This window comes from Azospirillum sp. TSO35-2 (assembly GCF_003116095.1).
GTDB lineage: Bacteria > Pseudomonadota > Alphaproteobacteria > Azospirillales > Azospirillaceae > Azospirillum.
Window position 1 is genome coordinate 89786 of sequence record NZ_LGRA01000008.1, and the last position, 12177, is coordinate 101962.

The 12177-nt window shown below is 72.4% G+C and carries 9 protein-coding genes; 5 read left to right on the plus strand and 4 right to left on the minus strand.

Annotated elements, in window-relative coordinates:
- Positions 1-51: 51 nt before the first annotated feature.
- Positions 52-459 (plus strand): hypothetical protein, encoded by a 408-nt coding sequence (locus TSO352_RS01875; protein ID WP_109105696.1) that lies wholly within the window; start codon positions 52-54, stop codon positions 457-459.
- 22 nt (positions 460-481) lie between these two features.
- Here TSO352_RS01875 and TSO352_RS01880 read toward each other — a convergent pair whose 3' ends face one another.
- Positions 482-1543 carry an HD domain-containing phosphohydrolase gene (locus TSO352_RS01880; protein ID WP_109105697.1) on the minus strand — a complete coding sequence of 354 codons (1062 nt, stop codon included), beginning with the start codon at positions 1541-1543 and terminating at the stop codon, positions 482-484.
- On the minus strand, positions 1540-2010 hold the full coding sequence (locus tag TSO352_RS01885) for a response regulator (protein ID WP_109105698.1): 471 nt from the start codon (positions 2008-2010) through the stop codon (positions 1540-1542). Before TSO352_RS01885 ends, TSO352_RS01880 begins: the two co-directional genes overlap by 4 nt.
- Positions 2011-2292: 282 nt before the next feature.
- On the opposite strand from TSO352_RS01885, the gene TSO352_RS01890 reads away from it, so the two are divergent.
- The 4 genes from TSO352_RS01890 to TSO352_RS01905 all read left to right on the plus strand — a co-directional run bounded on the left by TSO352_RS01890 (position 2293) and on the right by TSO352_RS01905 (position 10756).
- Complete coding sequence (locus TSO352_RS01890) at positions 2293-3024, plus strand: response regulator transcription factor (protein ID WP_109105699.1); 732 nt, start codon at positions 2293-2295, stop codon at positions 3022-3024.
- Between the two features lie 226 nt (positions 3025-3250).
- Positions 3251-5047, plus strand: coding sequence for a PAS domain-containing protein (locus tag TSO352_RS01895; RefSeq protein WP_158284506.1), 1797 nt, complete (start codon positions 3251-3253; stop codon positions 5045-5047).
- Positions 5044-8484: a PAS domain S-box protein gene (locus TSO352_RS01900; protein WP_247871846.1), complete on the plus strand. Its 3441-nt coding sequence runs from the start codon at positions 5044-5046 to the stop codon at positions 8482-8484. Before TSO352_RS01895 ends, TSO352_RS01900 begins: the two co-directional genes overlap by 4 nt.
- A gap of 202 nt (positions 8485-8686) precedes the next feature.
- On the plus strand, positions 8687-10756 hold the full coding sequence (locus tag TSO352_RS01905; RefSeq protein WP_109105701.1) for a methyl-accepting chemotaxis protein: 2070 nt from the start codon (positions 8687-8689) through the stop codon (positions 10754-10756).
- A 22-nt stretch (positions 10757-10778) separates the two neighbouring features.
- On the opposite strand, the gene TSO352_RS01910 is transcribed toward TSO352_RS01905, so the two are convergent.
- Positions 10779-11489, minus strand: a complete 711-nt coding sequence (locus TSO352_RS01910; RefSeq protein ID WP_109105702.1) for a ChrR family anti-sigma-E factor — start codon at positions 11487-11489, stop codon at positions 10779-10781.
- Positions 11486-12124 (minus strand): sigma-70 family RNA polymerase sigma factor, encoded by a 639-nt coding sequence (locus TSO352_RS01915; RefSeq protein ID WP_109105703.1) that lies wholly within the window; start codon positions 12122-12124, stop codon positions 11486-11488. The genes TSO352_RS01910 and TSO352_RS01915 overlap by 4 nt, the downstream gene beginning before the upstream one ends.
- Between the last annotated feature and the right edge of the window lie 53 nt (positions 12125-12177).

Consider the following 12177-nt stretch of genomic DNA (forward strand, 5'->3'; position numbering starts at 1 on the left):
GGGCGGGCCTCCCGAAGGGGTGCCGTCGCACGCGCGATCGGGAGATGGACGATGAAGACGGTGCGGAGGGCGATCGCCCTGGGTGCTGTGATGCTGGCGACCGTGGCGGCCGCCGGGGTGTCCGCGCTGCCGGCGCAGGCGCGCGGCGCATCGGTGTCGATCGGCGTCGGAATCGGACCGGTGTTCCCGGCCTTCGGCTATTACCATCCCTACCGCTACTACGCGCCGCCGCCGGTGGTGATGTACGCCCCGCCGCCGCCGGTCGTGTACGCGCCGCCACCCGAGGTGGTCTATGCCCCGCCGCCGATGGCCGCCGACCCGGCCGGTCCGGTCTATCTGTCGCGCAGCGGCCAGCAGTGCCGCGAGTACCAGAGCCGGGCGACGGTCGGCGGACGGATGCAGTCGGTTTACGGCACCGCCTGCCTGCAGCCCGACGGGACCTGGCGCATCGTCAACTGATGCACCGGTGCGGCGCCGCGCCTCACGCGTCGACGGGGTGGAGGTCCGGCAGTTCGTCGGCGTAGGTGCGGTGGATCTCGCAGACCTCGTCCCAGCGCGACAGGAAGGCGTCGAGCAGGGCCGGGTCGAAGTGGCGGCCGCGGTTCTGCACCATGAAGGCCCGCGCCTCGTCCAGCGACCAGGATCGTTTGTAGGGGCGGGCGGAGGTCAGCGCGTCGAACACGTCGGCGATGGCGACGATGCGGCCGGACACCGGGATGGCCGTCCCGGCCAGAGCGTTGGGATAACCGGTGCCGTCGAACTTCTCGTGGTGGTTCAGCGCGATTTCCGCCGCCAGCCGCAGCAGCGGGATGGCGCTGTCGGCCAGGATGCCGTGGCCGATCGCCGCATGCTGGCGCATCACCGTCAGTTCCTGCGCGGTCAGCCGCCCCGCCTTCAGCAGGATCATGTCGGGGATGCCGATCTTGCCGATGTCGTGCATCGGGGCCGCCTTCTCCAGCTCCAGGCCGAAGGCGGTGCCATAGCCGGCCGCCTCGGCGATGATGCGCGAGTAGAGGGCCATGCGCTTGATGTGGGCGCCGGTTTCCGGGTCGCGGTATTCGGCGGCGTTCGACAGGCGGTGGACCAGCTCCTCGCCCTGGCGCTGAAGCGCGGCGGTCACCCGCTCAACCTCCTCGGCGAGCAGGGCGGCGCGGTCGCGCAGCAGGGCGCGGCTGTGGCGCAGGGCCAGCAGGTTGCGCAGCCGGGCCTGCACCTCCGGCAGGATGATCGGCTTGGTCAGGAAATCGTTGCAACCCTCGTCGAGCGCCAGCACGCGGATGTCCACCGCGGTGTTGGCGGTGATCATCACCACCGGCACGGTGTCCAGCCGGCTGTCGCCGCGGATGTGGCGCAACAGGTCGATGCCGTCCATGTCCGGCATCATCTGGTCCAGCAGGACCAGATCGGGCTCGTGGTCGCGCAGCCAGGCCACGGCGTCCAGCGGGTTGTCCATCGTGACCGGGTCGGCATCGTCCAGGCGACGGACCACGGCGGCCATGATGAGCAGGTTGGTGCGGTCGTCGTCGACGATCAGGATCTTCATTCCGCCCCCCCGGTCCGGCGGGCGTCGATCAGCCGCCCGGCTTCCGTCAGCAGCGCGCCCAGGTCGACCGGCTTCTCGAAGGCCGCCTCGGCGCCCAGCAGGCGGGCCATGCCCGGCAGTTCCATGCGCAGGCGCAGGCTGCCGCCGGACACCGCGATCAGCGGCGGGCGCGAGGGCTGCTGCTTCAGCCGCAGGATCACTTCGTAACCGTCGGCCTCCGGCATGATGATGTCGGTCACCACCAGATCGACCCTGTGGTCGCGCAGGACCGCAAGCGCCGCGTTGCCGTTGTCCGCCTCATGCACCGTGTAGCCGGCGCGGGTGAAGGCGACGCCCACCACGCCGCGAAAATCGGGATCGTCGTCGACCACCAGGACCGTACCGGCCGACGAGGGAGCCGGAGAGGGTGCCGGCGACGATGCCGAGGGCACGCGGGGGGCGCGCAACTCGTAAAGTGTCATGTCCATCGTCGCAGCCTTCGTTCGTTCCGCCTCGCCGCCGCCGTCTCGTGGGTGTCGGCGTGTGGATGCGCACGATAGCGGAAGGCCGCCGGACGCGCCCCGCGCGCGTGGGATAGCCGGTTCGGGAAACGGGATAGTGGGGATACTATCCCGCCCACGGGAGCGATCCGGCGGAAAATGAACGGCGTGAAATATGCGCAGCCACGAAAACTTAAGATTTTGGCAGGCATATATTGGTTGGTTGAATATGATAGGATGGTCGGTAGCCGGAGGCGGCGGAGGCGCTTGATGAGAATTTTGGTGGCGGACGACCATCCCCTGTTTCGGGATGCGCTGGAGCTGTCGGTCCGCCAGGCATGGCCGGATGCCGAGGTCGTGTGCATCGGCTCGTTGCTGGATCTGCCGGCCGATCCGCCGGGTGCCCTGCCGGGCGCTTCGTCGGCTGCCGCGGTCTTGCGGTACGACCTGATCGTGCTGGACTGGCGCATGCCGGGGGCCGAGGACGCCAACCCGGTGAGCGTGCTGCGCCGTGCCGGAATCGAAGGGCCGGTGGCGGTGGTCACCGGGGCCGAGGATCCGGTCACCGCGCTGGAGGTGCTGCGCTGCGGCGCCGAGGCCTTCCTGCCGAAGACCACGCCGCGCCGGATCCTGGCGCAGGCGTTGCGCCTCGTGGCGGAGGGCGGCAGCTTCGTGCCGAAATGCGTGGCGCTCGACCTCCTGCAGATGGCCGACCTGACGCTCGACATCGAGGACGCGGAGGAGGGGGAGGCGCCGGCCCTGGATGCCGACGGCACCTTGTCCTCCCCCCTGACCGAACGCGAGCAGCAGGTGCTGACGATGCTCGCCACCGGCGCCACCAACAAGGAGATCGGGCGGCATCTCAGCCTGCAGGAGGTGACGGTGAAACTGCACACCCGCCGCATCCTGCGCAAGCTGGGCGCCCGCAACCGCACCGACGCCGTCCGGCGTGCCCAGACCGCCGGCCTGCTGTCCCAGGGGCTGGACGCCACGGCGCACTGACTCCGGCCGGTCTTCGCCGCCCGTGTTCCCCCCGGATGGAATGGGGCGTGATGGAGGAGCGTCTAGGGCTGGTCCCAAGAGCCGCCGGCGCGATGCGTCTGCTACTCTGCTCCCGCCATCTCGCCGCGATGTCCGTCTGGTTCAGCGGGGGTGCCGCCGGCCCTATTCCGAGTGTCTGATGAGACCGTCCGATCACGCGTTTCCCCGACCTTCCGTCCAACCGGCCATGCCGCAGCCCCCCTCCGCACGGCGCCGGGTTCCGGCGATGGTGACGGCGACGCTGGCTGCGCTCGGCGGGGCGGTGGTGTTCTGGGTGGCGGCGATGGGCCCGCTGCGGGGCGCCGCGCCCTGGATCGCAGCCACCGTGGGCGGGATGGCGGCGGCGGCGGCGCTGCTGGCCTGGACCTGCCGGCGCCGGGTGGCCGGTCCGGATGCGGCGGTACGGGATACGGGACCACAGGGCACTCTGGCATCGGAGGCATGGATGCTCCAGCCGAACAGCGGGGATGCGGCGACCGGTGACGTGGCGGCGGCCCTGCGCGCCGCCTTCGACGCGGCGGCGGAGCCGATGATCCGGATCGGCCGCGACGGCCGGGTGCTCGACGCCAACCAGGCGGCGCAGATGCTGCTGGGGCCGGCCTCGGCGCCGGGGGCGGCGTGGGACGGCACGGCGGAGGCGACCGTCCCCTGGCCCGCCTGGATGACGCCGGAGCGGCGGCCCCTGGCCGACGGCGGCGCGTTGGTCGTCGGCCGCCATCACACCGCCGAACGCCTGCGCGCCCAGCAGATCGAGGCGATGGACGCCCGCGCCGAACTGGCCGGCGCCATCGTCCATGACATGAACAACGCCCTGGGCGCGGTCGCCGGCTATGCCGACTTCCTGGTCACCGACCTGCCGACCTGTCTGCCGCCCGGCGCGCCCCAGGCCGATTACGCCGTTCGCATCGTCAACGCGGTCGACCGCAGCCGGACCGCGCTGCGCCGTTTGATGAGCGCCGCCCGCCTCGACCCGCTCGACCTGCGCCCTGACCGGGCCGCCCGCGTGCTGTCCAGCACCGCGGCCCTGCTGCACACCGCTCCGGCGATTCCGGCAAGCCTGTCGATCCGTGACGAGCCGGGCGCGCCGGACGTGATCTGCGACACCGGCCTGCTGGCGCGCACCCTGGCCGGGCTGGCGCTCGACCTGACCGACGCCGCCGGACGGGCGCCGGAGGCGCGGCTGTGCCTGCGCGTCGCGGCCTGGAACGGGGAGTGCGGCCCGGCCGCCGCCGCCGATGCCGACGTCGACGCCGCCGCCATCCGGGCGGGCTGGCGCGTGCGCACGCTGCTGGCGCCGCGACCCGGTCTGCACGCGCTGTTCGAATTGCGGATCGACGGGCCGCCGCTGGCCGACGAGGTGCTGTTCGCCCTGGTCGACCCGCTGCTGTCCGCCCGTGCCCGCGCCCGCCGGGGGGGCGACCGGGCGCGGGGCGATGCCGACGCGGTGCCCGCCGCGCTGCTGGTCGCCCGCCGCCACGACGGCGGTCTCGAGCTGCGCACCCACCCGGCGGAGGGGACGGTGGTCCGCATCCACATCCCCGGCGTGCCGTCGGCGCTGCCGTCCCCACGCCCCGTTCCCGCCGTGCCGGACCGTTCCGTCCGCGCCGCGCCGGTCATCCAGGTGCTGGTGGTCGACCGTGACCCCGCGGCCGGCGACCGGCTCCAGAGCGGACTGGAGCGCCAGGGCTGCGAGGTGTCGGTGTGCGACGACGCCGGGGATGCGCTGGAGATCGTCGCCGACGAACCCGCCTTCTTCGATGTGGTCGTCGTCGGGCCCGGCCTCGGCGCGTCGTCGGTCGGACGGACGCTGGTCGCCCGCCTGAAGGCGCTGCGGCCCGACCTGCCCTGCGTGCTCTACGGCGCCGGGCCGGCCGACCTGACGCTGCCGCCGCCGGTCGACCTGCCGCGGCTGGCGCGGGGGGTGGCGGCGCTCGCGGCCGGTCATCCCGCGGTCGGGCCAGTCGTCGGCGAAGACCGGGCATGATGGGGCAACGGCTTCAGCAGCACGGGTTCGTGGTCGCCGTCTGGGCGGCGACCCTGGTGATGGCGGCCGGCCTGTGGGTGGTGGCGCTGATGCTCGCCCGCTACGACGAGGCGGAGGCGATGGCCCGGGCCGAGCGCGACGGCGGCAATCTTGCCCGCGTCGTGGCCGAACAGGCGACGCGGGCGATCGCCGAAGCCGACCAGGTCATGCTGTTCCTGATCGACGACTTCCACGAGCATGGCGACGTCTGGGGGAGCGGTGCGCCCCGCCAGTTGCGCCAGGCGGTGGAGCGGTCGAGCATCCTGATCCAGCTCGGGGTGATCGACGAGCATGGCGACCTTGTCCGCACCAGCGTGGAAGACGCGCCGACCCGTGTCCATCTCGCCGACCGCGACCATTTCCGTGTCCATGCGAACAACCCGAACGCCGGGCTGTTCATCGGCAAGCCGGTGTTCGGCCGGGCTTCGGGCAAATGGTCGGTCCAGCTGACCCGCCGCATCAACGACAGCGCCGGCCGCTTCGCCGGCGTGCTGGTCGCGTCGATGGATCCCTTCTATTTCAGCCGCTCGCTGGAGCAGCTCGACGTCGGCCCCAACGGCGCGGTGGCGATCATCGGCACCGACGGCATCCTGCGCGCCCGGTCGCTGATGAACGACCGCATCGTCGGGCGCGACATCGGCGAATCGCCGACCCTGCTGATGGCGCGCCGGCAACCGACCGGGTTCCTGCGTGCCACCAGCGTCATCGACGGCATTCCGCGCCTGCAATCCTTCCGCACCTTGCCCGACTACCCGCTGATCGTGACCGCCGCCTTCGACGAGGGGGCCTTTCTGAGCGACACGCGGCGACGGCAGCGGATCTACCTGCTGGGAGCGGCGGCCTGCAGCTTCGGCCTGGCCGGGCTTGCCCTGCTGGCGACGCGGCAGACGGCGCGGCTGACCGCGCTGGCCTGGCGGCTGGCCCTGAACGAGGAGCGGTTCCGCGACCAGGCGGAGACCGCGTCCGACTGGTTCTGGGAGATGGACGCCGACCTGCGCTTCTCCCAGCTGGTCGGGCCGCTGGTGCCGCACATCGCCGACGGCGCCCTGCCGATCGGGATGCGGCGCGAGGACGTCGCGTTGCGCGAGCCGGGCGACGCCGCGAAATGGGACGAGCACCGCCGCATCATGGAACGGCGGGAGCCGTTCCGCAATTTCCGCTACCGGGTGATGACCGCCGCGGGCCTGCGCTATTTCAGCGTCAGCGGCCGCCCGATCTTCGACCAGCGCGGCGCCTTCCGCGGCTATCGCGGCTCCGCCACCGACATCACCGAACGCGAGGTGGCGGCCAACCGGCTGGCGTCCAGCGAATCGCGCTACCGCGCGATGTTCGAGGCGGTGGGCCAGCCGATCGTCACCATCGACGAGAACGGCACGCTCGACACCTTCAACCGGGCGGCGGAGCGGCTGTTCGGCTACAGCGCCGCCGAGGTGGTCGGCGGACCGATGACCCGGCTGATGCCGACGGTGGTCGGCGCGGTCCATGACGGGCTGCTGGCGACCTACCGCGGCAGCGGCCGCGACACGCCGCGGTCGGAGGTGCGGGAGTTGACCGGCCGCCGCAAGGACGGCAGCGAGTTCCCGCTGGAGGCGACGCTGGCCGGCTGGCGCGAGGGTGAGCGCCGCTACGTCACCGGCGCGTTGCGCGACGTCACCGCCCAGCGCGAGATCGAGGCCAGCCTGCGCCGCGCCAAGGAGGCGGCCGACCAGGCCAACCGCGCCAAGGGCGAGTTCCTGGCGACGATGAGCCACGAAATCCGCACCCCGATGAACGGCGTCCTGGGCGCCCTGGCGCTGGTCGACGGACCGAACCTGGACGACGAGCAGCGCCAGTTGCTGGACGTTGCCAAACGGTCCGGCAACGCGCTGCTGCAGATCATCGACGACATCTTGGACCTGTCCAAGCTGGAGGCCGGCAAGGCGGAGGTCGAGCCGGTGGATTTCGAACTGCGCGCCATGCTGAGCGACTGCGTCGACCTGCTGGAGCCGACCGCCGGCGGACGCGGGCTGATCCTGACGCACGAGGTGGCGCCGGTGGTGCCGGAGCGCGTGCGCGCCGACCTGCGGCGCATCCGGCAGGTGCTGGTCAACCTGATCGGCAACGCGGTGAAGTTCACCCACCGCGGCGGCGTCGCCCTGCGGGTGGGGCTGGAGGAGCGGCCGGACGCCGGCGCGTTCTTCCTGCGGTTCGAGGTCGCCGACACCGGCATCGGCATTCCGGACGAGGTGCAGCCGATCCTGTTCCGCCGCTTCACCCAGGGCGACAGCTCCACCACCCGGCGCTTCGGCGGCACCGGGCTGGGGCTGGCGATCAGCCGGGAACTGGTGACCCTGATGGGCGGGCGGATCGGCGTCGTCAGCGCCGAGGGCAAGGGCAGCACCTTCTGGTTCACCGTGCGCTGCGAGGCCGCCGCCGCGGCCGCGGGCGGTGTCGAACCGGCGCCTTGCGCGCCCGCCGCCCTGGCGGCGTCTGCCGGAAACGAGCCGGCGACCGGCCTCAACGTCCTGGTGGCCGAGGACAACGAGATCAATCGCGACATCGTGGTGACGATGCTGCGCCGTGCCGGGCACCGGGTCACGGCGGTGGAGGACGGGTTGCAGGCGGTGCGGCTGGTCGGTGAGACCCGCTTCGACGTCGTGCTGATGGATGTGCAGATGCCGGTGATGGACGGCGTGACCGCCACCCGCCACATCCGCGCCATGGCGGGGGATGCCGCGTTCCTGCCCATCATCGCGCTGACCGGCAACGTCATGCCCGGCCACCGCGCCGAATATCTCGCCGCCGGCATGACCGCCTACCTGACCAAGCCGATCGTGTCGGCCGACCTGCACGAAACCCTGGCGGCCGTGGTCGGGACCAGGAATGGGGCCAACAATGGGCCCGACAATGGGCCGGACAATGGGGATGCGGGCGGTGCCGAGCCCGCGGGGCCGTCCCGGACCGCGCCCGGCGGGCCGGCCGGGACCGGCGACGACGGCTGGCGGGCGACGCCGCTGCTCGACCGCGTCCAGGCCGATGCGCTGCGCGCCGTGATCGGCGGCGGCGTGTGGGAACAGACGGTCGCCGCCTTCCAGCGCACCGTGCGCGACAGCGTCGTCGCCATCCGGTCCGATGTCCGTGCCTCCGCCGGGATGCCGGGCCGGTCGGCCGGTTTCGGCCAGGCCCCGGTCCCGCTGGCCCGTCTGGCCCACACCCTGAAGGGAACGGCGGCCAACGTCGGCGCGGCGCGGCTCAGCCGGCTGGCGGCGCTGTTCGAACAGCGGGCGCTGGCATCGGAGGATTGGCGGGCCGGGGAGGAGCTGTGCGATGCGCTGGAAGAGACGGCCTACGCCACCATCGACGCCCTGGCCGCCCTCGCCGAGCCGGCGGAGGCCGGCGCCGGGAACGGGGCGGCGTGAAGGCGGTCTGCCGAGCGCTTGAAGTATTCGTTTGTTTCGCCAAGTCTTCTCATAAATTTTCCGACAGCAGTTGGGCGTGAGGTGCGGCGTTTTGCGCAGGACTTCGCCTTTCCCGTGACGATCCACTCTGACACCTTTATTATGATTATAGATAAATACGATTGAAAATCGTTCACACTCTTAAGCGATCAAGCGTCCAATCATGATCACTGCCGGCAACATTCTTCACGCCATCTCGATCCGTGCGAAGGTCGTCGCGGTCGCGCTGTTCGTCTTTGCCGCGGTCGGCCTGTCCTCGGTCCTCACCATGCGCGACATGGACCGCCAGAGCGCGCATCTGGCCGAGGTCCAGCGCGAGACCGGCGACGTGGTCGGCCGGGTCGTCCCGCTGGTGTCGCTGGTGGCGGAGATCCGCTACGACGTCGCGCAGACCCAGCAATGGCTGACCGACATATCGGCCACGCGCGGCCTGGACGGGATGAACGACGGTCCGGAAAAGGCCGCCGGCTACGCCCGCCGCTTCGACGAGCACACCGCCGCCGCCATCGGGCTCGCCCGCGACCTTGGACTGCCCCGGGTGGTTGCCGAGATCGAGAACGTGCGGAAGTCGTTCGGCCCCTTCTACGAGTTGGGGCGGCGGATGGCGCAGGCCTATGTCGACGGCGGGCCGGCGGCCGGCAACCGGATCATGGGCCAGTTCGACGGCGTCGCCGACACCATGGGCGACAGCCTGGAGACGCTGGGCGCCAGCGTCGTCGGCATCAGCGGCGACCAGTTGAAGGCGCTGACCGCCGGCATCGACATGGTACGGGCGACCACCACCGGGCTGCGCTTCACCCTGATCGGCGCCGGGCTGATCATCGCCCTGATGGCGGCGGCCTGCGTCGTCTTCCTGGAGGGGGCGGTGATCCGGCCGGTGGCGCGGCTGCGCCGGGTGATGGTGGCGCTGGCCGGCGGCACGCTGGACGTCGATGTCGGGCTGGAGAACCGGCACGACGAGATCGGCAGCATGGCCGACAACGTCCGCGTCTTCCAGCAGAGCGCGCAGGAGAACGCCCGCCTGCGCGCCGCGCAGGAGGAAACCCGCCGGCGTGGCGAGGAGGAGCGGCGCCAGGCCCTGGAGGCGATGGCGGACAAGGTGGAGCAGGAGACAGCCGTCGCCGTCGACCGCGTCGCCGAGCGCACCGCGCGCATGAGCAGCAACGCCGGCGCCATGGCCGAATCGGCGCTTCAGGTCAGCGGCAACGCCCAGAACGTCGCCGTCGCCGCCCAGCAGGCGCTGAGCACCGCCGAGGCCGTGGCCTCCGCGACGGAGGAGCTGTCGGCCTCCATCGGCGACATCGGCCTGCAGGTGTCCAACTCCACCCAGGTCACCGGCCGTGCGGTCGAACGGGCGGGCGTCGCCCGCACCACCATCGAGCAGTTGTCGGCCTCGGTGGAGCGCATCGGCGCCGTCGCCCGGCTGATCGGCGACATCGCCAGCCAGACCAACCTGCTGGCGCTGAACGCCACGATCGAGGCGGCGCGGGCCGGCGAGGCCGGGCGCGGTTTCGCCGTCGTCGCGCAGGAGGTGAAGAACCTCGCCAGCCAGACCGCGCGTTCCACCGAGGAGATCGGCTCGCTGATCGCCGAGGTCGAGGCGGTGACGGAGTCCGCCGTCGGCGCCGTGGCCGAGGTGTCGGACACCATTCACGAGGTGGCGACCATCTCCTCCTCCATCGCCGCGGCGGTGGAGCAACAGTCGGCGGCGACGCAGGACATCGCCCGTTCGGTCGCCCAGACCAGCGCGGCGGCCAAGGAGGTGTCGGTGCGCATCGGCCGCGTCTCGGCCGAAGCCGACGCCACCCAGAGCCGCGCCGGCGAGGTGCGGACGGTGGCCGACGACGTGGCGGGCGGCATCGACACGCTGCGCAACATGCTGGTCCGCGTGGTCCGCACCGCCACCAGCGACGTCGACCGCCGGCGGCGGCCGCGCTTCGCCGTGACGCTGGGCTGTTCCGTCGAACCGCCGGGCGGGCGTCCGGTCCGCGCCACCGTGTGCAACCTGTCGTCCGGCGGCGCCATGCTGACCGGTGCGCCCGACGGCCGGCCCGGCGCGCCGCTGGTGCTGCGCATCGACGGCTCTTCCCGCCCGCTGACCGCGCGCATCAAGTCGAGCGAGCACGGCCGCCAGCATCTGCGGTTCGAGTTGAGCGAGGCCGACCAGGAGGCGTTCGACCGCGACCTCGCCCACCTGACGCGCGGCCTGACGCCGATGGAAGCGGCTGCGTAGGGCCGGGTAGGGTCGCGGTTTCCTACAGCCCGATGAAGGGCTGCATCAGCCGGCCCATCAGGCCGGTGAAGCGCAGCGGGGCGTCGGTGGCGATCAGGCAGACGCAGTCGCGGTGGCTGTCGGCGATCGGCTGGTGGCGGGTGTCACCGTCGACCTCGGCGAGGTCGCCCGGGCCGTAGCGCCCCAGCTCGTCGGCGAAATGGCCGCTCAGCACCAACGTCAGCTCCACCCCGCCATGCCCGTGGTGGGGCAGGGCGGTGCCCGGCGCGATGCGCAGCAGTTGCGCCGCGCCGCCCGACGCGGTGCGCGGCAGCAGTTCCACCCGGCGTACGCCGGGGGCCAGCCGCTGCCACGCCAACCCCTCCAGCGACGGCACATAGGGGCGCAGCGGCGCCGGCAGCGCCGGGTCGCGCCCGCTCGCCGCCGGGCGGGGAGGGGTGGCGGTGGCGCTCTCGCGGTCGAGGCGGGCCAGCGTGCCGGCCAGCGTCAGGCCGTCGAGCGGGGCGGGCGGCAGGTCGTCGAGCAGGACGCCGCCCACCGCCTCCACCCCGGCCAGCGTGGCGCGGCAGTCCGGGCAGCGGGCGAGGTGCAGCGCCACCGCCAGCGACAGCCCCTCGCCCAGGCTGCCGGAACCATAGGCGACCAGCAGCGCGTCGCTGGGGTGGTGGTTCGGCCGGGCGGTCCGCCAACTGGTCCAGCCGGCGGTCGGTGATGGGGCGTTGCGGGCGGTCATCGGTCGTCGTCTCCCAGCGCCTTGCGGATCTTGGCCATGGCCAGACGCAGGCGCGATTTCACGGTGCCCAGCGGCACGTCCAGCCGTTCGGCGATGGCCGGGTGGGCGAGGTCGGCGAAGAAGGACAGCCGGACCACCTCCGCCTGTTCCGGCGTCAGCGTCGCCAGCGCGCCGCGCAGGCGGCGGGCGCGGCGGTCGCCGTCCAGCAGGTCGTCGGCACGGGGCCGTTCGTCCTCATGCTCCAGCAGCTCGTCGTCCGACACCTCGGGATGGCGTTCGCGGCGCAACGCGTCGATGCGCAGGTTGCGGGCGATGGTGAACACCCAGCTCGCCGGCTCCGCCCGCGCCGGGTCGTAGAGCGACGCCTTGCGCCACACCGTCAGCAGGGTGTCCTGCGCCAGATCCTCCGCCTTCTGCGCCGGCATGCCGAGCTTCAGCATGTAGGCCTTCACCCGCGGGGCGAAATGGGCGAACAGCCGGGCGAAGGCCGCCCGGTCGCCGGCCGCCGCCACCGCGACCAGATCGGCCGCCAAGCCGGCCGCCAAATCGGCAGCCGGTTCGGTGCCCGGCGCGCGGGCCCCGCCGGGGTCCGGGTCGGCGGTCGGTGACAGCACGGAGGCGAGTGAGGCGATCATGGCCGCAGTACGGCGGCTCCGACGCGTCGGATCACTCCCCGCAGCGGCTTTTC

What these genes read in the sequence shown, in the direction of transcription:
- TSO352_RS01875 (WP_109105696.1), top strand. Translation starts at nt 52, where the DNA reads ATGAAGACGGTGCGGAGGGCGATCGCCCTGGGTGCTGTGATGCTGGCG.
- TSO352_RS01880 (WP_109105697.1), bottom strand. Translation starts at nt 1,543, where the DNA reads ATGAAGATCCTGATCGTCGACGACGACCGCACCAACCTGCTCATCATG.
- TSO352_RS01885 (WP_109105698.1), bottom strand. Translation starts at nt 2,010, where the DNA reads ATGGACATGACACTTTACGAGTTGCGCGCCCCCCGCGTGCCCTCGGCA.
- TSO352_RS01890 (WP_109105699.1), top strand. Translation starts at nt 2,293, where the DNA reads ATGAGAATTTTGGTGGCGGACGACCATCCCCTGTTTCGGGATGCGCTG.
- TSO352_RS01895 (WP_158284506.1), top strand. Translation starts at nt 3,251, where the DNA reads ATGCCGCAGCCCCCCTCCGCACGGCGCCGGGTTCCGGCGATGGTGACG.
- TSO352_RS01900 (WP_247871846.1), top strand. Translation starts at nt 5,044, where the DNA reads ATGATGGGGCAACGGCTTCAGCAGCACGGGTTCGTGGTCGCCGTCTGG.
- TSO352_RS01905 (WP_109105701.1), top strand. Translation starts at nt 8,687, where the DNA reads ATGATCACTGCCGGCAACATTCTTCACGCCATCTCGATCCGTGCGAAG.
- TSO352_RS01910 (WP_109105702.1), bottom strand. Translation starts at nt 11,489, where the DNA reads ATGACCGCCCGCAACGCCCCATCACCGACCGCCGGCTGGACCAGTTGG.
- TSO352_RS01915 (WP_109105703.1), bottom strand. Translation starts at nt 12,124, where the DNA reads ATGATCGCCTCACTCGCCTCCGTGCTGTCACCGACCGCCGACCCGGAC.